The 24,191-nt window shown below is 60.2% G+C and carries 25 protein-coding genes; 23 read left to right on the forward strand and 2 right to left on the reverse strand.

The window, feature by feature from the left end:
- Nucleotides 1-160: 160 nt before the first annotated feature.
- Nucleotides 161-3,427 (reverse strand): ribonuclease E, encoded by a 3,267-nt coding sequence (rne, locus tag AB4N47_RS04130; protein WP_341639308.1) that lies wholly within the window; start codon nucleotides 3,425-3,427, stop codon nucleotides 161-163.
- Nucleotides 3,428-4,126: 699 nt separating this feature from the next.
- Between rne and rluC the strand changes: the two genes are divergently transcribed.
- From rluC to sppA, 3 genes are read left to right on the forward strand one after another with little or no spacing between them, the layout of a single operon-like run.
- On the forward strand, nucleotides 4,127-5,086 hold the full coding sequence (rluC, locus tag AB4N47_RS04135) for a 23S rRNA pseudouridine(955/2504/2580) synthase RluC (RefSeq protein WP_016770994.1): 960 nt from the start codon (nucleotides 4,127-4,129) through the stop codon (nucleotides 5,084-5,086).
- Nucleotides 5,073-5,735, forward strand: coding sequence for an HAD-IA family hydrolase (locus AB4N47_RS04140; RefSeq protein ID WP_262136249.1), 663 nt, complete (start codon nucleotides 5,073-5,075; stop codon nucleotides 5,733-5,735). Before rluC ends, AB4N47_RS04140 begins: the two co-directional genes overlap by 14 nt.
- Before the next feature lie 24 nt (nucleotides 5,736-5,759).
- Nucleotides 5,760-6,749, forward strand: coding sequence for a signal peptide peptidase SppA (gene sppA, locus AB4N47_RS04145; RefSeq protein WP_071173216.1), 990 nt, complete (start codon nucleotides 5,760-5,762; stop codon nucleotides 6,747-6,749).
- A gap of 86 nt (nucleotides 6,750-6,835) precedes the next feature.
- Here the strand turns inward: sppA and AB4N47_RS04150 are convergent, their stop codons facing one another.
- Nucleotides 6,836-7,414 carry a Maf family protein gene (locus tag AB4N47_RS04150; RefSeq protein ID WP_262136248.1) on the reverse strand — a complete coding sequence of 193 codons (579 nt, stop codon included), beginning with the start codon at nucleotides 7,412-7,414 and terminating at the stop codon, nucleotides 6,836-6,838.
- Nucleotides 7,415-7,519: 105 nt separating this feature from the next.
- On the opposite strand from AB4N47_RS04150, the gene AB4N47_RS04155 reads away from it, so the two are divergent.
- The 20 genes from AB4N47_RS04155 (at nucleotide 7,520) to AB4N47_RS04250 (ending at nucleotide 24,053) form a co-directional block, all read left to right on the forward strand.
- A complete protein-coding gene (locus AB4N47_RS04155; protein ID WP_003204262.1) occupies nucleotides 7,520-8,047 on the forward strand; it encodes a YceD family protein in 528 nt (175 codons plus the stop codon).
- Nucleotides 8,048-8,060: 13 nt separating this feature from the next.
- A complete protein-coding gene (gene rpmF / locus AB4N47_RS04160; RefSeq protein WP_003179396.1) occupies nucleotides 8,061-8,243 on the forward strand; it encodes a 50S ribosomal protein L32 in 183 nt (60 codons plus the stop codon).
- Nucleotides 8,244-8,247: 4 nt separating this feature from the next.
- The gene (gene plsX, locus AB4N47_RS04165) at nucleotides 8,248-9,258 is read left to right on the forward strand and encodes a phosphate acyltransferase PlsX (RefSeq protein ID WP_083387041.1); all 1,011 of its coding nucleotides are present in this window, start codon (nucleotides 8,248-8,250) and stop codon (nucleotides 9,256-9,258) included.
- A gap of 123 nt (nucleotides 9,259-9,381) precedes the next feature.
- Entirely contained in the window at nucleotides 9,382-10,320 is a 939-nt protein-coding gene (gene fabD / locus AB4N47_RS04170) for an ACP S-malonyltransferase (RefSeq protein ID WP_341639309.1), read from the forward strand.
- 16 nt (nucleotides 10,321-10,336) lie between these two features.
- Nucleotides 10,337-11,080 (forward strand): 3-oxoacyl-ACP reductase FabG, encoded by a 744-nt coding sequence (fabG, locus tag AB4N47_RS04175; protein ID WP_016770989.1) that lies wholly within the window; start codon nucleotides 10,337-10,339, stop codon nucleotides 11,078-11,080.
- A 196-nt stretch (nucleotides 11,081-11,276) separates the two neighbouring features.
- Nucleotides 11,277-11,513, forward strand: coding sequence for an acyl carrier protein (gene acpP / locus AB4N47_RS04180; protein WP_003175607.1), 237 nt, complete (start codon nucleotides 11,277-11,279; stop codon nucleotides 11,511-11,513).
- A gap of 108 nt (nucleotides 11,514-11,621) precedes the next feature.
- On the forward strand, nucleotides 11,622-12,866 hold the full coding sequence (fabF, locus tag AB4N47_RS04185; protein ID WP_038860467.1) for a beta-ketoacyl-ACP synthase II: 1,245 nt from the start codon (nucleotides 11,622-11,624) through the stop codon (nucleotides 12,864-12,866).
- On the forward strand, nucleotides 12,866-13,681 hold the full coding sequence (pabC, locus tag AB4N47_RS04190; protein ID WP_341639310.1) for an aminodeoxychorismate lyase: 816 nt from the start codon (nucleotides 12,866-12,868) through the stop codon (nucleotides 13,679-13,681). The genes fabF and pabC overlap by 1 nt, the downstream gene beginning before the upstream one ends.
- Nucleotides 13,682-13,684: 3 nt before the next feature.
- Complete coding sequence (gene mltG / locus AB4N47_RS04195; protein ID WP_016770986.1) at nucleotides 13,685-14,866, forward strand: endolytic transglycosylase MltG; 1,182 nt, start codon at nucleotides 13,685-13,687, stop codon at nucleotides 14,864-14,866.
- A 19-nt stretch (nucleotides 14,867-14,885) separates the two neighbouring features.
- The gene (tmk, locus tag AB4N47_RS04200; RefSeq protein ID WP_016770985.1) at nucleotides 14,886-15,518 is read left to right on the forward strand and encodes a dTMP kinase; all 633 of its coding nucleotides are present in this window, start codon (nucleotides 14,886-14,888) and stop codon (nucleotides 15,516-15,518) included.
- Nucleotides 15,511-16,494 (forward strand): DNA polymerase III subunit delta', encoded by a 984-nt coding sequence (locus AB4N47_RS04205; RefSeq protein ID WP_341639311.1) that lies wholly within the window; start codon nucleotides 15,511-15,513, stop codon nucleotides 16,492-16,494. Before tmk ends, AB4N47_RS04205 begins: the two co-directional genes overlap by 8 nt.
- 42 nt (nucleotides 16,495-16,536) lie before the next feature.
- A complete protein-coding gene (locus AB4N47_RS04210) occupies nucleotides 16,537-16,893 on the forward strand; it encodes a PilZ domain-containing protein (RefSeq protein ID WP_016770983.1) in 357 nt (118 codons plus the stop codon).
- Between the two features lie 15 nt (nucleotides 16,894-16,908).
- The gene (locus AB4N47_RS04215) at nucleotides 16,909-17,700 is read left to right on the forward strand and encodes a TatD family hydrolase (protein WP_116658525.1); all 792 of its coding nucleotides are present in this window, start codon (nucleotides 16,909-16,911) and stop codon (nucleotides 17,698-17,700) included.
- Nucleotides 17,701-18,050: 350 nt separating this feature from the next.
- Nucleotides 18,051-18,689 (forward strand): TetR/AcrR family transcriptional regulator, encoded by a 639-nt coding sequence (locus AB4N47_RS04220; RefSeq protein ID WP_016770981.1) that lies wholly within the window; start codon nucleotides 18,051-18,053, stop codon nucleotides 18,687-18,689.
- Between the two features lie 138 nt (nucleotides 18,690-18,827).
- Nucleotides 18,828-19,796, forward strand: a complete 969-nt coding sequence (locus AB4N47_RS04225; protein ID WP_076563802.1) for a GTP 3',8-cyclase MoaA — start codon at nucleotides 18,828-18,830, stop codon at nucleotides 19,794-19,796.
- 128 nt (nucleotides 19,797-19,924) lie between these two features.
- Entirely contained in the window at nucleotides 19,925-20,530 is a 606-nt protein-coding gene (locus AB4N47_RS04230; RefSeq protein ID WP_024013915.1) for a DUF4823 domain-containing protein, read from the forward strand.
- 14 nt (nucleotides 20,531-20,544) lie between these two features.
- A complete protein-coding gene (locus AB4N47_RS04235; RefSeq protein ID WP_016770978.1) occupies nucleotides 20,545-21,105 on the forward strand; it encodes a DUF1285 domain-containing protein in 561 nt (186 codons plus the stop codon).
- A gap of 133 nt (nucleotides 21,106-21,238) precedes the next feature.
- A complete protein-coding gene (locus AB4N47_RS04240) occupies nucleotides 21,239-21,955 on the forward strand; it encodes a FadR/GntR family transcriptional regulator (protein ID WP_341639312.1) in 717 nt (238 codons plus the stop codon).
- 133 nt (nucleotides 21,956-22,088) lie between these two features.
- On the forward strand, nucleotides 22,089-22,964 hold the full coding sequence (locus tag AB4N47_RS04245; RefSeq protein WP_341639313.1) for an SMP-30/gluconolactonase/LRE family protein: 876 nt from the start codon (nucleotides 22,089-22,091) through the stop codon (nucleotides 22,962-22,964).
- A gap of 270 nt (nucleotides 22,965-23,234) precedes the next feature.
- Nucleotides 23,235-24,053: an SDR family oxidoreductase gene (locus tag AB4N47_RS04250; protein WP_341639314.1), complete on the forward strand. Its 819-nt coding sequence runs from the start codon at nucleotides 23,235-23,237 to the stop codon at nucleotides 24,051-24,053.
- Nucleotides 24,054-24,191: the final 138 nt, after the last annotated feature.

Genomic DNA, 24,191 nt, shown 5'->3' on the forward strand with positions numbered 1-24,191 from the left:
TGCTCGCGAATGTGATGGTTCAGTTACATGAATATTGTCTGACCCAGCGCTTTCGCGAGCAGTCTCGCTCCCACAAAGATTCCGGATGATGCTGGAATTTCAGGCATAAAAAAGCCCCGCCAGGCTTTCACCAGGCGGGGCTTTTTAATGGCTTCAGGAATTACACGAGTGGTTTAGGCTCGTGCTCTTTTTCCTGAGCTTCTTCGCGCTGTTCAACCGCGTCCTGAACGGAGCGTGGTGCTTCAGCGATGACCGCTTCAACCGATGCTTCTTCAGCGACCGGGGCAGGAGCTGCCTCGGTCACTTCAGCTGCAGGGGCCGGTTCGGCAGCCACAGGGGCCGCAGCGGCAGCCAGTTCGGCTTCCTTCTGCAGACGCTCGGCTTCACGCTTGCGACGACGCACTTCACGCGGGTCGTTTGGCGCGCGGCCGTTCGGCGTCAGGGCGCTGACCGGAGCCGGCGCTTCAACCACTGGCGCTGGCGCTTCGACTGCGGCTGGTGCTTCTTCAACCTGAGCTTCGGCAACCGGAGCTTCAACTACTGGTGTCGGCGCCGGCTCTGCTGCTGCAACTACTGGCTCGGAAACCATGGCTTGCGGCACTTCGGCTTCAGCGACTGGCGCTGGGGCTTCGGTGACGGCTGGCTCGGCAACCCAGTTGAACGCAGTCTGCTCTTCGCGAACTTCACGCACGGTTTTGGTCACGTTTTCGCTGACGGTTTCTACCGCTGGCTCAGTGATGGCCGTTGGTGCTTCGACGACAGCTTCCGGTTCGGCAGCCGCTTCAACCTGAGGTTGAGCTTCGCGGACCGGAGCGACTTCGATTTCCGGTGCAGCAGTCACTTCCACTGGTGTCGTGGCTTCGACAACCGGCGCTTCGACTGGAGCGGTTTCCAGTGTGGCGGCGGTGGCGCGTTCAGCCTGCTCGTGGGCTTGGGCTTCTGCCGGAGCGCTGATGGTGCTGCTGGCAACGGCGGCGGTGACGGCCAGGCCAGCGGCCAGATCGGCAGTGCTTGGCTCGCCAGCGTTTTCAGCGGACTCGGACTCTTCCGAACCTTCGATCACGTTGCCGTTGGCATCACGTTGACGCTCGCGACGGTTGCTGCGACGACGCTGGCCACGGGAGCGACGACGTGGACGATCGCCTTCGGCGTTGTCCTGACCGTCTTCCGGCAGTTGCTCTTCGTTGTTGCTGTTCACTTCTTCTTCAGCGACGGCAGCAGCGGCCTGCTCGGCACGCGGTTGACGCTCTTCACGCGGCGGACGCGGAGCGCGTTCTTCGCGTGGCTGACGGGCCGGACGCTCTTCAGCGGTCACGGCAGCAACGGCTGCGGCTGGCGCGGCGTCCAGTGGCTCGCGCAGTTCACGCACGCGTTCTTCACGCTCGCCACGCGGCTTGCGATCTTCACGTGGGGCACGCGGTGCACGTTCTTCACGCGGGGCACGTGGTGCGCGCTCTTCGCGGGCTACCGGCGCTTCGCTGCGGGTTTCACGCGGCTCGCGGGCTTCACGTGGCTGGCGCTCTTCGCGCGGCTCGCGTGGTGCGCGCTCTTCACGTGGAGCACGTTCTTCGCGCGGCTTGCGTTCTTCATCGCGACGACCGTTACGGTTGCGGCTCTGCTGGCGACCGTTGCGACGCTCTTCGTTGCGGGCAGGACGCTCGGTGGCAGCCGGTTTCGCAACCGCGACCGGTGCGGCTGGCTCTTCCTTGGTGGCGAACAGGCTGACCAGCGACTTCACCAGACCCTTGAACAGGCTTGGCTCAGGCGCGGCAACCGGTGCAGGAGCAGGTGCGGCAGGGGCAACTTCAGTCGGCACCGGTGCGTTGGCACGGGCCGGCGCAGTCTTCACTGCAGCTTCCTGGCGAACCAGAGTGCGAGTCGCAGCGGCTGGCTGGACTTCTTCGACTTCGGCAGCGGCGGCAGCGATTTCGTAGCTGGACTGGTTGGTCGCGGCTTCCGGGCTGTCGTCACGCAGGCGCTGAACTTCAAAGTGCGGCGTCTCGAGGTGATCGTTCGGCAGAATGACGATACGGGCACGGGTGCGCAGTTCGATCTTGGTGATCGAGTTGCGTTTTTCATTGAGCAGGAACGCAGCGACCGGGATCGGCACTTGCGCGCGAACTTCGGCGGTGCGGTCTTTCAGGGCTTCTTCTTCGATCAGGCGCAGAATGGCCAGCGACAGCGATTCAACGTCACGGATGATGCCGGTGCCGTTGCAACGCGGGCAGACGATGCCGCTGCTTTCGCCCAGCGACGGACGCAGGCGCTGACGGGACATTTCCAGCAGGCCGAAACGCGAGATGCGACCGATCTGCACGCGGGCGCGGTCAGCTTCCAGGCATTCGCGGACTTTCTCTTCCACGGCGCGCTGGTTCTTGGCCGGGGTCATGTCGATGAAGTCGATGACGATCAGGCCGCCGATGTCGCGCAGGCGCAACTGACGGGCGATTTCTTCGGCGGCTTCAAGGTTGGTCTGCAGGGCGGTTTCTTCGATGTCGCTGCCTTTGGTGGCACGCGCCGAGTTGATGTCGATCGACACCAGGGCTTCGGTCGGATCGATGACGATGGAGCCGCCGGAAGGAAGTTCGACGACGCGCTGGAATGCGGTCTCGATCTGGCTTTCGATCTGGAAACGGTTGAACAGCGGCACGCTGTCTTCGTACAGCTTGATCTTGCTGGCGTACTGCGGCATTACCTGGCGGATGAAGGTCAGGGCTTCGTCCTGGGCTTCAACGCTGTCGATCAGCACTTCGCCGATGTCCTGGCGCAGGTAATCGCGGATGGCGCGGATGATCACGTTGCTTTCCTGGTAGATCAGGAATGGCGCGGAGCGATCCAGCGAGGCTTCTTTGATGGCGGTCCACAGTTGCAGCAGGTAGTCGAGGTCCCACTGCATTTCTTCGCTGCTGCGGCCCAGGCCGGCAGTGCGCACGATCAGACCCATGTCGGCCGGAGCAACCAGACCGTTCAGCGCTTCACGCAGTTCGTTGCGCTCTTCGCCTTCGATGCGACGGGAGATGCCGCCGGCACGCGGGTTGTTCGGCATCAGTACGAGGTAACGACCGGCGAGGCTGATGAAGGTGGTCAGGGCGGCGCCCTTGTTGCCACGTTCTTCTTTCTCGACCTGAACGATGACTTCCTGGCCTTCGCTCAGGACGTCCTTGATGTTGACGCGGCCTTCGGGGGCTTTCTTGAAGTATTCGCGGGAGATTTCTTTGAGGGGCAGGAAGCCGTGGCGCTCGGAGCCGAAATCGACAAAGGCAGCCTCAAGGCTTGGTTCGATGCGAGTGATACGGCCTTTATAGATGTTGGCCTTCTTCTGCTCGCGTGCACCGGATTCGATGTCCAGGTCGTAGAGGCGCTGGCCATCTACCAGTGCAACACGCAACTCTTCGGGTTGAGTTGCGTTAATCAGCATTCTTTTCATGTAGTACCGTCGGTTTCCGGGCTGCCGGAAACGGCGTTCGGCACACACGACTTCTCACGGTCGGTGTCAGGTGCGTCGGGAGTGGTTGGCCATTCCCGTGTCCAGCGATGTGCGGCCAATTGGGCCGATACCGCGACGTACGCGTCCTGCTTGCTGTGGCTACTTAAGCACTCAGTCAGGAGGAGGAATCAACCAGCGGCTGTGGACGAGATGAAGCGTCTTGATCAAAGCTTGTTGCTACACAGTCCGGCGGTTGTGCATCTCCACCCTACACGTATCCCTGATAATTCGGGTGCTGCCGCGCGCAGAATCCGCAGCGGGTTGGCATTTACCGTGAGCTCCGAAAGGGGAGGTCACGCATCATGGCTAATTCAGGCGATGTTTCCGAAGCAATCGCTCGGGGTCATTTGCAGTCGACTGCACTTTGTGAACTGGCCTTGAATGTTGCCTGCCGGGCGAGTGAGAACTCTGCTCGGCGGTGTAATTCAGGCCTCATGTCACCTGCGCTCGTTACAACCGCAAACTCCACCGTTACGTAGCGAAAGCCCCGTAGGACGGCCTCGCGCCCTGGTGAATTGCGTTGGTCAGGGCCGGTCTTTGACCGTGGTTCCGCTGTCCAGGCCGCTTTTGGCGGCGTTCGCGACTATAGCAGCAATGATTAAGTGCTTCAATTCCATAAAAATTGTTATCATCCGCGGCATGACAACTACTGCCCCTTCGACTCCAGGCGTTCAACTGCTTGAAGTCTCGCCGGAGTATGCCGGCCAACGAATCGACAACTTTCTCCTCGCCCGGCTCAAAGGCGTGCCCAAGACCTTGATTTACCGCATTTTGCGCAAAGGCGAAGTGCGCGTGAACAAAGGTCGGATCAAGCCCGAATACAAGCTGCAGGCCGGCGACATCGTGCGCGTGCCGCCGGTTCGCGTGCCTGAGCGCGACGAACCGGTGCCGCTGGCCCAAGGGCTGTTGCAGCGCCTGGAAGCCTCGATCGTCTTCGAAGACAAGGCCCTGATCGTGATCAACAAGCCCGCCGGCATTGCGGTTCATGGCGGCAGCGGGCTGAATTTCGGCGTGATCGAAGCCTTTCGTCAGCTGCGTCCCGATGCCAAGGAGCTGGAGCTGGTTCACCGTCTCGACCGTGACACCTCCGGCCTGCTGATGATCGCCAAAAAACGCAGCATGTTGCGCCATCTGCACGAGCAACTGCGTGGCGATGGCGTCGACAAGCGCTACATGGCGCTGGTGCGTGGCAACTGGGCAACCTCGATCAAGCAGGTGCGCGCACCGTTGCTCAAGAGCAATCTGCGCTCCGGCGAGCGCATGGTTGAGGTCAATGACGAGGGCAAGGAAGCCCTGACGCTGTTCAAGGTGCTGCGCCGCTTCGGCGATTTTGCCACCATGGTCGAGGCGAAACCGGTTACCGGTCGTACCCACCAGATTCGCGTGCACACCTTGCATGCTGGCCATTGCATTGCCGGTGACAGCAAGTATGGCGACGAGGATTTCACCAAGGAAATCCGCGATCTGGGTGGTAAGCGCCTGTTCCTGCACGCCTACATGCTGACCGTGCCGCTGCCCGACGGCGGCAAGCTGAATCTGCAAGCGCCCGTCGACGAAATGTGGGCCAAGACCGTGGAGCGATTGAGTGCGCCCATCTGATTACAAAGTGCTGATTTTCGACTGGGACGGCACCCTTGCCGATTCCATTCATCGGATCGTCGAGGCGATGCACTCGGCGTCCGGGCGTTCCGGTTTCGAGCTGCGCGATGACTTCGCCGTCAAAGGCATCATCGGTCTTGGCTTGCCGGAAGCGATTCGCACCCTGTATCCCGAAATTAGCGACGCAGAGATGCTCGCGTTTCGCGAGTACTACGCCGATCACTACATCGCTGCCGAAGCCGTGCCTTCGCCGCTATTCGAGGGCGTGGTCGAGTCGATGGCATCGTTTCGCGAGCAGGGTTATCACCTGGCGGTAGCGACGGGCAAAAATCGTCGCGGTCTGGATCGGGTGCTCAAGGCCAATGGCTGGGAAGATTATTTCGATATCACCCGCGCTGCCGATGAAACTGCCAGCAAGCCACACCCTCTGATGCTTGAGCAGATTGTCAGCCACTGCGGCGTACGCCCGGAGCAGGCGTTGATGGTCGGTGATTCGTCGTTCGATCTGCTGATGGCACGCAACGCGGGGATGGATTCGGTGGCGGTCAGTTATGGCGCGCAATCGATCGAGTCCCTGCAACAGTTCGAGCCGCGCCTGTCGATCGACCGTTTTTCTCAATTGCACGCCTGGCTGGGTCAGCGGGCTTAATACGTTTTTGCTGGGGTAGATGGCATGACCGACGAATGGAAAGCACCGGCCAAGGCAAGTGCCGACGACGGTGACGCGAAAAGCTGGAAGCTGTTGGAAAAGACTTTGCTGGCCGGTGTCCAGGAGCAGCGTCGGTCGCGGCGTTGGGGGATTTTCTTCAAGCTGCTGACGTTTGTTTATCTGTTTGTTGCTCTGCTGTTGTTCACGCCGCTGATGGACATGGAAAAAAGCGCCACCCGCGGTCCGAACTACACGGCGTTGATCGAGATCGACGGAGTGATCGCCGACAAGGAGCCGGCCAGCGCTGACAATATCGTTGGCAGCCTGCGCGCGGCGTTCGAAGACAAAAAGGTCAAGGGCGTAGTCCTGCGCATCAACAGTCCGGGCGGCAGTCCGGTGCAGTCCGGTTATGTCTATGACGAGATCAAGCGTCTGCGTGGCCTGCACCCAGAGATCAAGCTCTACGCAGTGATTTCCGATCTTGGTGCTTCGGGCGCCTATTACATCGCCAGTGCGGCGGATCAGATCTACGCTGACAAGGCCAGTCTGGTCGGCTCGATCGGCGTGACGGCGGCGGGTTACGGTTTCGTCGGCACCATGGAGAAACTCGGCGTTGAGCGTCGCACCTACACCTCGGGCGAGCACAAGGCATTCCTGGATCCGTTCCAGCCGCAAAAGCCTGAAGAAACCGCATTCTGGCAAAGCGTGCTCGACACCACGCACAAGCAGTTCATCAACAGCGTCAAGCAGGGTCGTGGTGATCGCCTGAAGGACAAAGAGCATCCGGAGCTGTTTTCCGGGCTGGTCTGGTCGGGTGAGCAGGCGCTGCCGCTGGGTCTGATCGATGGCTTGGGCAGTGCCAGTTCGGTGGCGCGTGATGTGATTGGCGAGAAGGAGCTGGTGGACTTCACCGTGCAGGAATCGCCGTTTGATCGCTTCTCGAAAAAGCTCGGCGCCAGCGTGGCCGAGCAGTTGGCGATGTGGATGGGGTTCCACGGGCCGTCGTTGCGGTAAGACGTTTGAAGGTCGAAAGATCGCAGTCGGCGGCAACTCTTGCACGGATCGGTGTAGGAGCTGCCGAAGGCTGCGATCTTTTGCTTTTAAGGGATTTGCACGCCTTCGACCAATAACATATCGGTCAGGCGAATCAGCGGCAGGCCGATCAGGCTGGTGGCATCCGGGCCTTCGGTCGATTGAAACAGGCTCACGCCCAGTCCCTCGGCCTTGAAGCTGCCGGCGCAGTCGTACGGTTGCTCGATGCGCAGGTAACGTTCGATGCGCGCCGGATCCAGCTGACGCATGTGCACGGTAAACGGCACGCAGTCGACCTGGCATTGCCCGGTCTGGCTGTTGAGCAGCGCCAGACCGGTCAGGAAGGTCACGCTCGCGCCGCTCGCCGCCATCAATTGCTTGCGAGCCTTCTCGAAGGTGTGCGGCTTGCCGATGATCTGTTCGCCGAGGACGGCGACCTGATCCGAGCCAATGATCAGATGAGCAGGGTGGCTGTCCGCCAGGGCGCGGGCTTTTTCCTCGGCGAGGCGTTTGACCAGATCGATCGCGGACTCGCCCGGGCGGTGGCTTTCGTCGATGTCCGGCGAGCTGCAGACGAACGGCAGGTGCAGGCGGGCGAGCAATTCACGGCGATAAGTCGAGCTTGAAGCGAGTAATAAAGGCAGCATGGACGTCTCCTGAGGCAGGTGCGGATTCTAGCGGAGGCGCGCAAGTGACGGACAGGGCACAATTTCCTTTGACATGGGTGGGTGCATCCCTATAATGCTGCGCCTATGTTGAATGACCCGATTCCACCTCACGTTGACCCGCGCAAATTGGCTGACCGTGGCACCACCCTTCAAGGTGAACTGCTGCTGGCCGATTTGAAGAGACTTTGCGACCCGCTTTCCGACGATGTCGGTACGGTGCAGGCCAAATTCGTTTTTGAACGAGATGAACGTAAGTCTGTGGTCATCCACAGCTTTATCGACACCGAAGTCAAAATGGTTTGCCAGCGTTGTCTTGAGCTGGTCACCCTGCCGATCCACAGCGAATGCAGTTACGCGGTGGTGAAGGAGGGTGCGAATACCCAGTCGTTGCCGAAAGGTTATGACGTGCTGGAACTGGGCGAAGATCCATTGGATCTGCAGTCACTGATCGAGGAGGAGCTTCTGCTCGCCTTGCCCATTGTGCCTGCTCATCATCCGGAAGAATGCCAGCAGCCGGCGGGAGCAGATGAGCCCGAACCGAGCGAGGACGAGGTAACGCGGTCCAACCCGTTCAGTGTATTGGCGCAGTTAAAGCGTGACCCAAACGTTTAGGAGTTAATCAATTATGGCTGTTCAGCAGAACAAAAAATCCCGCTCTGCCCGTGACATGCGCCGTTCGCACGACGCTCTCGAGGCTAGCACCCTGTCTGTAGAAAAAACCACTGGTGAAGTTCACCTGCGTCACCACGTATCGCCAGAAGGCGTATACCGTGGCCGTAAAGTGATCGACAAGGGCGCTGACGAGTAATCACTTGTCTGCTCAAGTCATCGCGATTGACGCAATGGGCGGGGACTTCGGTCCCCGCAGCATTGTTCAGGCCAGTCTCGCTTGCCTGTCTGCTACACCCTCGCTGCACCTGACCCTCGTCGGTCAACCCTCCCTTCTTGAAGAACTGATCCACGGCCAGTCGGCTGCCGATCGCGCGCGCCTGACGATTGTTGCGGCGAGCGAAGTCATCACCATGGATGAAAAACCCGCTCAGGCCCTGCGTGGCAAGCCGGATTCGTCGATGCGTGTGGCCCTCGAACTGCTGCGCGATGGCAAGGTGCAGGCCTGTGTCAGTGCCGGCAATACCGGTGCGTTGATGGCCTTGTCGCGTTTCGTGTTGAAGACATTGCCCGGCATTGATCGGCCGGCCATGGTCGCGGCGATTCCGACGCAGACCGGTTATTGCCAGCTGCTCGATCTGGGCGCCAACGTCGATTGCAGTGCCGAGCACCTGTTGCAGTTCGCGGTGATGGGTTCGGTGGCCGCGCAGACCTTGGGTATCGCCCGTCCGCGTGTGGCACTGCTGAACATCGGCACTGAAGACATCAAGGGTAATCAGCAGGTCAAACTGGCCGCCACGCTGTTGCAGGCGGCGCGCGGGATCAACTACATCGGCTTTATCGAAGGCGACGGCTTGTACCGCGGTGAGGCCGACGTGGTGGTGTGTGACGGCTTCGTCGGCAACATCCTGCTCAAGTCCAGCGAAGGTCTGGCGACGATGATTGCCGCGCGCATCGAGGCCCTGTTCAAGAAAAACCTGGCGTCTCGCGCAGTGGGTGCCTTGGCACTGCCGTTGATGAAACGTCTGCAGGCTGATCTGGCCCCGGCGCGACATAATGGCGCAAGCTTTCTCGGCTTGCAGGGCATCGTTGTGAAAAGCCACGGATCGGCCGGGGTACAGGGCTTTCAGAGTGCCATTCAACGGGCGCTGATCGAGATTCAGGAGAACCTGCCCGAGCGTCTCCACGGTCGTCTGGAGGAACTGTTGTCTTAGGCGTTTTCGTCGGACAATGCTTAAATGTGACCGCCCGGTTCAAAGGGCCATCCAAACTGTCAGTTTCTGGCGTCCCGAACAGGGCGTTATTTTCCGACGACAAGATCATTAGGGGCTTGTTACATGTCTGCTTCCCTCGCATTCGTCTTTCCAGGACAGGGTTCGCAGTCCCTCGGCATGCTGGCCGAGCTGGGCGCGCAACATCCGCTGATCCTCGAAACCTTTCAAGAAGCCTCTGCTGCGCTGGGCTACGACCTGTGGGCACTGACCCAGCAGGGCCCGGAAGAGCTGCTCAATCAAACCGATAAAACCCAACCGGCCATTCTGACCGCTTCGATCGCCCTATGGCGTCTGTGGCTGGCCGAAGGCGGCGCGCGTCCGGCATTCGTCGCCGGTCATAGCCTGGGTGAATACAGTGCGCTGGTCGCCGCTGGCAGCCTGACCCTGGCTGATGCGGTCAAGCTCGTCGAGCGCCGTGGCCAGTTGATGCAGGAAGCGGTGCCGGCCGGGCAGGGCGGCATGGCCGCGATCCTCGGCCTGCAAGATGCCGACGTGCTGGCTGCCTGCGCCGAAGCGGCGCAAGGCGAAGTCGTCAGCGCGGTGAACTTCAACTCGCCGGGCCAAGTGGTGATCGCCGGTGCCAAGGCGGCTGTCGAGCGCGCCATCGAAGGTTGCAAGGCCCGTGGTGCCAAACGCGCCATGCCGTTGCCGGTGAGCGTGCCGTCGCACTGCGAGCTGATGCGTCCGGCTGCCGAGCGTTTCGCCGAATCCATTGCCGCCATCGACTGGCAGGCGCCGCAGATCCCGGTGGTGCAGAACGTCAGCGCGCAAGTGCCGGCCGATCTGGAAACCCTCAAGCGTGATCTGCTCGAACAGCTCTACAAGCCAGTGCGCTGGGTTGAGTCGGTGCAGACTTTGGCCGCCAAGGGCGCGACCAATCTGGTCGAATGCGGCCCGGGCAAAGTCCTCGCTGGCCTGAACAAACGTTGCGCCGAAGGCGTTTCGACTTCCAATCTCAATACCCCAGACGCCTTCGCTGCCGCTCGCGCAGCGCAGGCCTGAATCAGGAGAAACTTGCATGAGTCTGCAAGGTAAAGTTGCACTGGTCACCGGTGCAAGCCGCGGTATCGGCCAGGCCATCGCGCTGGAACTGGGTCGTCAGGGCGCCATCGTTGTCGGCACCGCGACCTCCGCGTCGGGCGCCGAGCGGATTGCCGCGACCCTGAAGGAAAACGGTATCCAGGGCGCCGGTTTCGAACTCAATGTCACCAGCGACGAATCGGTCAGCGCCGTGCTGGCAGGCATTCAGGAGCAGTTCGGTGCCCCGGTGGCGATTCTGGTCAATAATGCCGGCATCACCCGCGATAACCTGATGATGCGCATGAAAGACGACGAGTGGTACGACGTGATCGATACCAACCTGAACAGTCTGTATCGCCTGTCCAAGGGCGTTTTGCGTGGCATGACCAAGGCGCGCTGGGGTCGAATTATCAGTATTGGCTCGGTGGTGGGTGCCATGGGCAACGCTGGCCAAGTAAACTATGCAGCCGCCAAGGCCGGTCTGGAAGGTTTCAGCCGGGCGATGGCGCGTGAAGTCGGTTCGCGTTCGATTACGGTCAACTCGGTAACCCCAGGGTTCATCGACACCGATATGACCCGCGAGCTGCCTGAAGCACAGCGTGAAGCCTTGCAGACGCAGATTCCGCTGGGTCGTCTGGGGCAAGCTCAAGAGATCGCGTCCGTGGTCGCTTTTCTTGCATCCGACGGTGCGGCATACGTTACCGGGGCTACAATCCCGGTGAACGGTGGGATGTACATGTAAGTAAAATGTGACGGATTGCTTCAAAAAAATGTCATACGAGCTGTCTAAAATCCGTTATAAAGCTGCAATCTATTTATAGGCAGAGGGCCGCAGGGTTTGAGGAGTGAAGCTTTCAGTTGAAAAACTGAAAAGGCTTTCTATACACTTACCCACTGGCCAGCTGCCTGAATTTGTCCATTAGGAGTGAAAACAAGGTATGAGCACCATCGAAGAGCGCGTCAAGAAAATCGTTGCCGAGCAACTGGGTGTTAAAGAAGAAGAAGTGGTCAACACCGCTTCCTTCGTAGAAGACCTGGGTGCCGACTCCCTTGACACCGTTGAGCTGGTGATGGCTCTGGAAGAGGAATTCGAGACCGAAATCCCTGACGAAGAAGCTGAAAAGATCACTACTGTACAAGCTGCAATCGACTACGTTACCAGCCACCAGGCGTAACAGTTTGTAATCGTTGCTTGCTGTCATGGAAAAACCGCACTGCCATCATGGCGTGCGGTTTTTTCTTTAGGCCTGATGCAAAGTCGTCATTTGAAAAAGGAGAGTGCTGTGTCGCGTAGACGCGTCGTAGTCACCGGTATGGGTATGTTGTCGCCACTGGGCACGGATGTGCCGAGCAGTTGGCAGGGCATTCTGGCTGGCCGCAGTGGCATTGGTCTGATCGAACACACCGACCTTTCTGCCTATTCGACCCGCTTCGGCGGTTCGGTCAAAGGCTTCAATGTCGAGGAATACCTGTCGGTCAAGGAAGCGCGCAAGCTCGACCTGTTCATTCAGTACGGCCTCGCCGCAGGCTTTCAAGCCGTGCGCAATGCCGGTCTGGAAGTCACCGATGCCAACCGTGAACGCATTGGCGTGGCCATGGGTTCGGGGATTGGCGGTCTGACCAACATCGAAGAGACCAGCCGCACCCTGCACGAGACCGGTCCGCGACGGATCTCGCCGTTCTTTGTGCCTGGCTCGATCATCAATATGATTTCCGGCTTCCTGTCGATCCATCTGGGCGCACAGGGACCCAACTACGCCATCGCCACCGCGTGCACCACCGGTACGCACTGCATCGGCATGGCGGCGCGCAACATCATGTACGACGAAGCCGATGTGATGATTGCCGGCGGTGCGGAAATGGCTGCCTGCGGTCTGGGCATGGGCGGCTTCGGCGCGTCCCGTGCGCTGTCGACGCGCAACGACGAGCCGACCCGCGCCAGTCGTCCATGGGACAAGGGCCGTGACGGCTTCGTCCTGTCCGACGGTGCTGGCGCTCTGGTTCTTGAAGAACTGGAACACGCCAAGGCCCGTGGCGCGACGATCTACGCCGAGCTGATCGGTTTCGGCACCAGTGGCGATGCGTTCCACATGACCTCGCCACCCGCCGATGGCGCCGGTGCCGCGCGCTGCATCACCAATGCCCTGCGCGATGCGAAAATCAACGTCGACCAAGTGCAGTACATCAACGCCCACGGCACCTCCACCCCGGCCGGCGACCTTGCCGAAGCCAATGCGATCAAGTCGGTGTTCGGCGATCACGCCTACAAGCTGGCGGTCAGCTCGACCAAGTCGATGACCGGCCACCTGTTGGGTGCGGCGGGCGCGGTCGAAGCGATTTTCAGCGTGCTGGCGATCAACAGCCAGGTGGCACCGCCGACCATCAACCTTGATGAACCGGACGAAGGCTGCGATCTCGATTTCGTTGCGCACACCGCGCGTAACATGGACATCGATGTCGTGCTGTCCAACTCCTTCGGTTTTGGCGGCACCAACGGCACGCTGGCGTTCCGTCGGTTCGCGGGCTGATGGACAGCTGGGTCGACGGTCAACCGGCTGACGCGCTGTCGCTGAAAGATCGCGGCCTGGCTTACGGCGATGGTCTGTTCGAGACCATTGCCGTGCGCGGTGGTCAGCCCGTCCTGCTGGATCGACACCTGACGCGCCTGGCCGATGGCTGCGCGCGTCTGGCCATTGCGACCGACCTCGAGCTGGTTCGCCATGAGCTGCTCAGCTATGCCGCTGCGATGGGCGAGGGCGTGCTCAAGCTCATCCTCACGCGTGGCGACGGCTTGCGCGGTTATGCGCCCGATCCTGCGGCGCAGGGCCGACGCATTCTGCAAGGCAATCCGCCGGCGGCTTATCCCGCTGCCCATGCCGAGCACGGCATCCGCCTGTATCCCTGCAACACGCGTTTATCTACGCAGCCGTTGTTGTCCGGATTGAAACATCTGAATCGACTGGAACAGGTGCTCGCCCGCGCCGAATGGCAGGACAGCGAACATGCCGAAGGCTTGATGCTTGATCAGGCCGGGCGCGTCGTTGAGGGCGTGTTCAGCAATATTTTCCTGGTGCGCGACGGTGGTCTGATCACGCCCGACTTGAAGCGCTGCGGTGTCGCTGGGGTGATGCGCGCGGAAATTTTGTTTCAGGCCGAGTCGCTGGCCATCCCCACGCAAATCGCCGATATCAGCCTCGAACAGCTGCAATGGGCTGATGAAGTGTTTGTCTGCAACAGCGTTTATGGCATCTGGCCGGTACGCGCCTGTGCTGCACTGAGCTGGCCGGTTGGCCCGCTCACCCGTAAACTGCAAACCATTGCCCGCGCGCTACTGGATGCTTGATTCGTGAGACGTAAACTTTTGCTGCTGCTGGAAACCGGACTGGTTCTGGCAGGGCTGCTGTTGGGCGCCAGCGCCTGGAAAATTCATTCGGCGCTGGAACAGCCCCTGAACATCCCGCAGGAACAACTGTTGGATGTGCCGAAAGGCTCTACACCGACCCGTACTTTCCTTGAACTCGAAACCGATGGCGTCATCAAGGACGCGTTCTGGCTGCGCGTCTACTGGCGCTTCAATCTTGCCGGCACGCCGATTCATAGCGGCGAGTACCGCATGCAGCCGGGCATGACCGTCAACGGTCTGATCGATTCGTGGAAGCGCGGCGACGTGGTTCAGTACAGCCTGACCCTGGTCGAAGGCTGGACTTTCCATCAAGTGCGCGCCGCCCTGGCCAAGGATGACAAGCTCGAGCAGACCCTCACCGGTCTGAGCGACAGCGACGTGATGGCGAAGATCGGCCACAAAGGCTTGTTCCCTGAAGGTCGGTTTTTCCCGGACACCTATCGCTTCGTGCGCGGCATGTCCGATGCCGAGCTGTTGAAGAAAGCCTTTGATCGTCTCGATGAGGTGCTCGCCAAAGAGTGGGCGCAGCGTTCTGCCGATGTGCCTTACAGCGAACCTTATCAAGCGCTGATCATGGCCTCGCTAGTCGAGAAAGAGACCGGCGTTCCGCAGGAGCGCGGGCAGATTGCCGGCGTCTTTGTACGGCGCATGGCGCTGGGCATGCAGTTGCAGACCGATCCGACAGTGATCTATGGCCTCGGCGATCGTTACACCGGCAAGCTGACCCGCGCGCATCTGAAAGAACCGACGCCCTATAACACTTACGTGATTCCCGGTTTGCCACCGACGCCGATTGCGATGGTCGGGCGCGAAGCGATTCATGCTGCGCTCAATCCGGTGGAAGGCAGCAGCCTGTATTTCGTCGCCCGTGGCGATGGCAGCCATGTGTTCTCCGATGATCTGGATGCGCACAACAACGCAGTGCGCGAATACCAGCTCAAGCGCCGTGCCGATTACCGTTCCAGCCCGGCACCAGTAACCGCGCCGGCCACCGATGAGGCCATTCCGGCGGCCTCGCCGAACACCGCGCCCGAGGTGCTGCCCGAAGTGCCATCGAAAGCGCCGCCGCAAGATCCGGCGCCAGCCCAAGAACCGGACGCCGCTGCACCGCAGAACGCGCAATGACTTTGATGAAGGACTGCCTGTGACTGGCTTGTTTATTACCCTGGAAGGCCCGGAAGGCGCGGGCAAGAGCACCAATCGCGAATACCTCGCCGAGCGCCTGCGCGCCGCCGGTATCGAAGTGCTGCTGACCCGTGAGCCCGGCGGTACACCGCTGGCCGAACGGATTCGTGACGTGTTGCTGACCCCGGCCGACGAAGTGATGCATCCGGACGCCGAGCTGTTGCTGGTGTTCGCCGCGCGCGCCCAGCATCTGGCCGAGGTGATTCGCCCGGCGCTGGCCCGTGGCGCTGTGGTGCTGTGTGATCGTTTCACCGATTCAACATACGCCTATCAGGGCGGCGGTCGTGGTTTGTCGCTGGAACGCATCGCCACCCTGGAAACTTTCGTGCAGGGCGACTTGCGGCCCGATCTGACACTTATTTTCGATCTGCCCGTAGAGATCGGTCTAGCCCGCGCCAGTGCCCGTGGCCGACTGGATCGTTTCGAACTCGAAGGCCGGGCGTTTTTCGAGAACGTGCGCAATGCGTTCCTGAAGCGCGCCGAAGCCGATCCTTCGCGCTATGTGCGCATCGATGCTGGTCAGCCATTGGCCAAGGTCCAGCAATCGCTGGACACCTTGCTGCCGAATCTGCTGGAGCTGGCTCGTGGCTGAGGCCTATCCATGGCAGGACAGCCTCTGGCAGCAACTGGCCGGACGCAGTCAGCATGCCCACGCGTACCTGCTGCACGGTCCCGCCGGTATCGGCAAGCGTGCTCTGGCCGAACGCTTGATGGCCAGCCTGCTGTGTCAGCGTCCTACGCCTGAGGCGTGCGGCGAGTGCAAATCCTGCCTGCTGCTCAAGGCCGGCAGTCACCCGGACAATTACATTCTGGAGCCGGAAGAGGCGGACAAGGCGATCAAGGTCGATCAGGTTCGTGATCTGGTCAGTTTCGTCGTGCAGACCGCGCAGCTCGGCGGGCGCAAGGTGGTTTTGATCGAGCCGGTCGAGTCGATGAATATCAACGCTGCCAACGCCTTGCTCAAAAGCCTTGAAGAGCCGTCTGGCGATACGGTGCTGCTGTTGGTCAGCCACCAGCCGAGCCGTTTGTTGCCAACCATCAAGAGCCGTTGCGTGCAGCAGGCCTGCCCGCTGCCTGGCGAGGCGATGAGCCTGCAATGGCTGGCCCAGGCGCTGCCGGATTGCGCGGAAGACCAACGCGTCGAACTGCTGACGCTGGCCGCCGGGTCGCCGCTGATGGCGGTCAGCCTGCAATCGCAAGGTGTGCGTGAACAGCGCGCGCAAGTGGTCGAAGGCGTGAAGAAGTTGCTCAAGGGCCAGCAATCGCCGACGCAACTGGCGGAAGAGTGGAAAAGCATTCCGATGTTGCGTCTGTTCGACTGGTTCTGCGACTGGTCGAGCCTGATCCTGCGCTATCAACTGACTCAGGACGAAGCCGGCCTCGGCCTGGCCGATATGCGCAAGGTCGTGCAGTACCTGGCCCAAAAGAGCGCGCAGGGCAAAGTGCTGGATATTCAGGACTGGATTCTCGCCCAACGGCAGAAAGTGTTGAGCAAGGCCAACCTCAACCCGGCCCTGTTGCTGGAAGCATTGTTGGTGCAATGGGTGGGATTGCCTGGTCAAAGATAAGAATGTGTACCTAGACTCTGAAGATCAGCAGTGGAGGTGAACATGATTGAACCTGTCAGCCCGGGGCCGCGTAACGGCATCTTGTCCCTGACCATCAAGGACAAGTCGGTGCTTTACGCCGCCTACATGCCGTTCATCAAGAATGGTGGTCTGTTCATCCCGACCAACAAAAGCTACCGGTTGGGCGACGAGGTGTTCATGCTGTTGCACCTGATGGATGAAGCGGAAAAAATCCCCGTCGCCGGCAAAGTCGCCTGGATCACCCCCAAAGGCGCACAAGGCAATCGCGCCGCCGGTGTCGGCGTGCAGTTCAATGACGGCGACGACACCGCGCGCAGTCGCATCGAAACTCATCTGGCCGGAGCGCTGAAATCCGACCGTCCCACTCATACGATGTAAGTTGCAGTCCTTTTTATGCTCGTAGATTCCCATTGTCACCTTGACCGTCTCGACCTCGCCGCCCATGACGGCTCGCTGGATGCCGCACTCGCTGCGGCCCGCGAGCGTGGGGTCGGACACTTTCTGTGCATCGGCGTCAGTGCCGACAACGCCGCCGACGTCAAAGCCCTCGCCGAGCGGTATGCCGATGTTGATTGTTCGGTCGGCGTGCATCCGCTGGATGTTCAGCCGGGCGCGGCACCTGCGCTGGACTGGCTTCTGCACGAACTCAATCATCCGAAAGTGGTGGCGATCGGCGAAACCGGTCTCGACTATCACTACGAGCCGGAAGCCGCCGAGTTGCAGCAGGAGTCGTTTCGCCTGCACCTGCAAGCGGCGCAGCAGACCGGCAAACCGGTGATCATCCACACCCGTGGCGCCCGTGCCGACACCCTCGAACTGCTGCGCGAAGCGGCGCTGCCCCAGGCGGGTGTGTTGCATTGCTTCACCGAAGACTGGGACATGGCCAAAGCGGCGCTGGACATGGGCTACTACATTTCCCTGTCGGGCATCGTCACGTTCCGCAATGCCGACGCCTTGCGTGACGTGGCGAGCAAGGTGCCGGCCGATCGCTTGCTGGTGGAAACCGACTCGCCGTACCTGGCGCCGATCCCGTATCGCGGCAAGCCGAACCTGCCGCAGTACGTGCGCGAAGTGGCGGAGTTTCTGGCGATGCTGCGTGGTGAGAACTACGAGCGCTTTGCCGAGCAGACCACAGAGAACTTCAAGCGTCTGTTCCCGCTGGCGAGTGTTAAATCTGCCCTGTGACGGCTGGCCAAATCGCAGGCAAAAAAAACCCGGGTTCTGGGGGGTGAATCCGGGTTAAGACCATTAGGAGTAAAACAAAGGCACGCGGTCCGTTGGTACCTTTACCGGCACGACACTTGGGGGAGATGTCGCCCGACAGTTCAAGTATTGATCAGTCTGGCGTGCAGTCCAGTGAGCCGGTCGGGGTTTTTAAACAAATTTGGAATACGTTTGCTTCAGTTGAGTTCTCATTGCACCCGAATCGTTCTCGAAATGAACAAGAAACACAGATTTGGTCGATGAACCGTGCTTTTTTGCGCAAGTTAGGCATAATACGCGGCTTCGATTTTGACCCTTCAGACCTTTTTCTTATGCATAAAGAACCTCGTAAGGTCCGTGAATTTCGTCGCCGCGAGCAGGAAATTCTCGATACCGCGCTCAAGCTGTTCCTCGACCAGGGTGAAGACAGTGTCACCGTCGAGATGATTGCTGATGCCGTGGGTATCGGCAAAGGCACGATCTACAAGCACTTCAAATCCAAGGCGGAGATCTACTTGCGCCTGATGCTCGACTACGAGCGCGATCTGAACGAGCTGCTGCATTCGGCGGATGTCGACAAGGACAAGGAAGCGCTGTCGCGCGCCTACTTCGAATTCCGCATGCGCGACCCGCAGCGCTATCGCCTGTTCGACCGTCTCGAAGAGAAAGTGGTCAAGGGCAATCAGGTGCCGGAGATGGTCGAGGAGCTGCACAAGATCCGTGCCTCGAACTTCGAACGCCTGACCCTGCTGATCAAGGGTCGCATCAGCGAAGGCAAGCTCGAAGACGTGCCGCCGTACTTCCACTACTGCGCATCCTGGGCGCTGGTGCACGGCGCGGTGGCGCTGTATCACTCGCCATTCTGGAGCAATGTGCTGGAAGATCAGGAAGGCTTCTTCCAGTTCCTGATGGACATCGGCGTGCGCATGGGCAACAAGCGCAAGCGCGACCCGGAAACGCCGAGCACCTAAGTCATTCAGCGGGCTGATTGCGCCGTGTTTTCACAACATGGCGCAATAGCGCAGGAATATACTCAGGCATAGGGCTTGCTAAAACCTGATTTCTCAGTCAAGTTTTGCTCGCTCGATTTTCTTTCGCCGGAGTGTTTCATGATCGTTGACCGTCAAGGCAGGCGTTTTCGCAATCTGCGCATCAGCCTGACCTCTGCCTGCAATTACGCCTGTACCTACTGCGTGCCCAACGGCAAGCGGTTGGTCGCTGCGCAGGATGAACTGTCGGCCGAAGCCATGGCACGCGGCGTCGAATACCTGATCGAAGCGGCCGGCATCGAGCGCCTGCGCATCACTGGCGGCGAGCCACTGGTCAGCCCCAAACTCGAATCGTTCATGACTGCCGTCGGCCAGATGGGCCTCGACGACATCAGCCTGACCACCAATGGTCAACTCCTCGCGAAAAAACTGCCGCTGCTGGTCGACGCCGGTCTGCGTCGAATCAACGTTTCCCTCGATACTCTTGATGCCGCTGCTTTTCGTAGCATCGCCCGTGGCGGCGATCTGGCCAGCGTGCTCGATGGCATGGATCAGGCTGCCGCCGCCGGGATGAAGATCAAGGTCAACATGGTGCCGTTGCGCGGGCAGAACCTCGATCAGGTCATGCCGTTGCTTGATTACTGTCTGGAGCGCGGCTTCGAACTGCGCTTCATCGAGCTGATGCGCATGGGCCACCTGGCCAAGGATTCCAATGCCTTCCTGCAGCAGTTCGTCAGCCTTGAGCAGTTGCTCGGCCTGATTGGCGAGCGCTATGAATACGCCCAGACCGACGCACCGGTGGACGCCACGGCTGTGCGCTATGCGATTCCCGGTCGCGGCAATTTCGGGGTGATCGCCAACGAAAGCGTGCCGTTCTGCCGCACTTGTTCGCGCTTGCGCCTGTCATCGACCGGTTGGCTGCATGGCTGTTTGTCGTCGAGCAACCGCCACTATGTCGGCGATCTGCTCGACAAGCCGCGCCACCAGGCTTTGCCGGCGCTGCAACGTTTGCTGGTCAAGGCGTTGGGTGACAAGCAGGAGGTGGCGTTCTCTGGCGGCGCTACTGTCATGAAGATTATTGGCGGCTGATCGGCCGCTTTCGCGAGCAGGCTCGCTCCCACAGGGGAAAGCCTTTTACTGAATTTGCCGAGCTGGCGCAAAAGCTGCATCCAACGGCCATTCGCCGGTTTTCCGACACCGGCTTCTGGAGGAATAGGATGCGTAGCCTGGTTTTGCTGCTGGCCGTTTTGGCGCTTGGTGGCTGCATGAATGTCAGCGATATGGCCGAAGGCACTCGGTATCACATGAGCGATGCGGGGCTTCTGGACCATAGCGACAGCCGCCGGGTGAACAATATCCGCATTCAGCCGGACTCGTTCATCTTCATCGCCCAGGGCGCGTTCGCACCGCCGGGTGGTTCCTATCCACGGCCGAACGTGGTCGCCGAAGAAGCCTTCAAGGGCTTTGTCGAATATTTCCCGATGGTCCGCCGCGCCCGTGCGCCGGAAGGCCTCGATCAAGCCATGGGCGAAGCCCGTGATGCCGGCGCGCATTATCTGCTGTACACACGTTTCGCCAAGGCTGACGACCGCATCGGCAACTCTGACGAGTGGCTGGACCAGGAAGCCGTGGATCGCCTCGGTATCGACGGCGGCGTGATTCAGATCATGTTGATCGAGACCAGCACCCAGTATTTGATTGATACTGCACGGATCAAGAGTCGTGGCGGTTTACTGACGTTCCATGACTCCAAACCCGAAGACCTCATCGGTCCGCCGCTGGCGCAATACGCACGCAGCCTGCTGGGGATCGGCGACCAGTAATCAAGGAGTACGCCATGAGTGACCCGCAAACAGCCAATGACCTGCTGGGGCAGATCCCCAAGACCAAAGGCCTGCCACCGGTGCATTTGTGGAACCCGGATTTCTGCGGCGATATCGACATGCGCATCGCCCGCGACGGCACCTGGTACTACCTGGGCACGCCGATCGGGCGCAAGCCGATGGTCAAACTGTTCTCCACCATCATCCGCCGCGACGGCGATGATTATTTCCTGATCACTCCGGTCGAGAAGGTCGGCATCAAGGTCGATGACGCGCCGTTCGTAGCGGTTGCCGTGGAAGTGCAGGGCGAGGGTGAGGCGCAGGTTCTGCGTTTTACCAGCAACGTCGAGGAAACCATCGAGGCGGGGGCTGAACATCCGATCCGCGTCGAGATCGATCCTGAGACCCAAGAGCCTGCGCCTTATGTGCATGTGCGCAGCAACCTTGAAGCGTTGATTCACCGCAATGTGTTTTACCAGTTGGTGGAACTGGCGGTGAGCCGCGAGATCGACGGTCAGCGCTGGTTGGGCGTGTGGAGTGGCGGCGAGTTCTTTCGCATCGGTCTGGAACCTTAAAGATCGCAGCCTTCGGCAACTCCTACATGGCGTACACCTGTAAGAGCTGCCGGAGGCTGCGATCTTTTTTCGTTGACACCTAATCATATGATGATTAGCGTAGGCATCCATCGCGATTCGCCTTGAGGTGTACATGTCCAGCAGCTTTCATGCGTCGACCGTTGACTGGCTGGGCAGTTGGATTGCTGCCGGTCAGGTCAAGCCGGGGCAGACCATCAAGGTCGAGGCGGATCTGGGCGAACAGCTTGGTGTCAGCCGCACGGTGATTCGCGAAGCCATCAAAACCCTCGTCGCCAAAGGCATGCTCGAAGTCGGACCGAAAGTCGGCACGCGAGTGTTGCCGGTCCGGCGCTGGAATCTGTTCGATCCGCAAGTGGTCGGTTGGCTATCGCGCAACGGTTTGCCGGAAAACTTCGTCGATGACCTGCTGGATTTGCGCCGCACCATCGAGCCGATGGCGGTGCGCTGGGCCTGTGAGCGGGCGACGCCGGAGCAGATCGAAGCGGTGCAACTGGCCTTCAATGCACTGGAACGTGCGGTCGACGGCGGCATCGATTACAACCGCGCCGACCAGGCCTTCCACGAATGCATCCTGGCCGCCAGCCATAATCAGTTCATCGAACAAATGGTCCCGGCCCTCGGCGCGTTGCTGGCGGTGTCGTTCGAAGTCTCCGCCGCCGACCCCGATGAACTGCGCCGCACCTTGCCGATCCATAAAGACATGGCTGACGCCATCGCCGCGCGCGATTCGACCCGTGGCGTGTGGGCGTGCATGACCTTGATCGACAACGCCGATCTGGCGATAAAACGCTTTTATCCGAAAGTCATGGCCAGTAGAAAAGCTAGCTGAAAATGTCGAGACATCCTGTGGGAGCGAGCTTGCTCGCGAATGCGTCAGGTCAGATAAATCATCATTGACTGACACTCCGCCTTCGCGAGCCAGCTCGCTCCCACAGTAAAACAACAACTCAGAAGGACTTGATATGCCGTTCACCGCACTGACCCAACATCGCGCGCAACTCGGCGAAGGCCCGTTCTGGGATGCGCCGACCCAAGCGCTGTACTGGGTCGATATCGCTGGCAAACAAGCGTTGCGCCTCATCGGTCAAAACGTGCAGATCTGGCAGATGCCGGAGCACATCTCCGCCTTCATTCCCTGCGCCAGCGGCGATGCGTTGGTCACGCTCAGCAGCGGTGTCTATCGGCTGGATCTCGATTCACCCGGCCTCGAGCCCCGCTTGACACTGTTCTGTGTCGCCGACCCGCAACCGGGCAATCGCCCCAACGAAGCCCGTTGCGATGCCTTGGGCCGCTTGTGGCTTGGCACCATGCAGAACAACATCGGCGAGCACGGCGAGGATCTGCCGCTGGTGCGCCGTTCCGGTGGCCTGTTCCGTATCGATCCCGATCAGCGCGTCACACCGCTGCTGCTCGGCCTGGGCATTCCCAATACCTTGTTGTGGAGCGACGACGGCACCACGCTGCTGTTTGGTGAAAGTCTCGACAGCACGCTCAATCGATATTTCATCCGCACCGACGGCAGTCTCGATGCTCCGCAGGTCTTTTACTCATCCGATCAGAACGGCGGCCCCGACGGCTCGGCCATGGATGCTGAAGGCTACGTGTGGAATGCGCGTTGGGACGGCAGTTGCCTGCTGCGCCTGACGCCGGACGGGCAGGTCGATCGCAAAATCGATCTGCCGGTCAGTCGCCCGACCAGTTGCGTGTTTGGTGGCGAAGACTTGAAAACCCTGTTCATCACCAGTGCCAACAGCCCGCTGAATCATCCTCTGGACGGTGCGGTACTGAGCATGCGCGTTGATGTTGCAGGAAAACTCTGTACGCGTTTTGCTGGCTAGATCCCAAAATATGGGATGCAAAATTATATATTGAGATTATTTGGCGGTCGGGTTTATAGTCGGCTCCAGCAGTAACACGCACTCACACTTAAAAAGAACAAAACTGGTGAAGTGATGCAGCGAATTCTTCTCGCCCGCGCAAGCGGGATCCGCCTTTCGCCACGGCACAATGCCGGCGGAGATGCTTGCCTGTTTGTTTTCCCGAGCCGTCAGAACCGGTCATCGACCGATGGCCGGTTTTTTTGCGCCTGCGTGCAGGAGGCCTGAGCCATGGCTGAAGCGCTGACATTGCCGGCAGTGCCGCTGCCGCCGAAAGGCGAGCGCCTGAAAAACAAGGTCGTGCTGCTGACCGGGGCCGCTCAGGGCATCGGCGAAGCCATCGTCGCCGCCTTCGCCTCGCAGCAAGCCAGATTACTCATCAGCGACATCCAGGCCGACAAGGTCGAGCAGGTCGCCGCTCTCTGGCGCGATCAGGGCCATGACGTGCAGGCGCTCAAGGTCGACGTGTCGAATCAGCAGGATCTGCACGCCCTGGCCCGACGCGCCGTGGAATTGCATGGCCGCATCGACGTGCTGGTCAACTGTGCCGGGGTCAATGTGTTCCGCGATCCTTTGCAGATGACCGAAGAGGACTGGCGCCGCTGCTTCGCCATCGATCTGGACGGCGCCTGGTATGGCTGCAAAGCCGTGCTGCCGCAGATGCTCGAGCAGGGCGTGGGCAGCATCATCAACATCGCCTCGACCCATTCCAGCCACATCATTCCCGGCTGCTTCCCGTACCCGGTGGCCAAGCACGGCTTGCTCGGCCTGACCCGCGCGCTCGGCATCGAATACGCGGCCAAGGGCATTCGCGTCAACGCCATCGCGCCGGGCTACATCGAAACGCAGCTGAATGTTGATTACTGGAATGGCTTTGCCGATCCGCACGCCGAGAGGCAGCGCGCCTTCGACCTGCATCCGCCCAAGCGCATCGGCCAGCCGATCGAAGTGGCAATGACGGCGGTGTTTCTGGCCAGCGATGAGGCACCGTTTATCAACGCTTCGTGCATCACTATCGATGGTGGCCGCTCGGTGATGTACCACGACTGAATAAAACGGATCTCCAGCGCTGAACTACGCTTGAAATCCAATCATCATACGATATGACTATTTTCAACCAGCTTCACTGAGAACACGGCTTCAACGCTTTTCAAACCTTGCTCAAAAAAAATAACAAGGAGTCATCTG

This window comes from Pseudomonas sp. S3_G06, assembly GCF_054667565.1.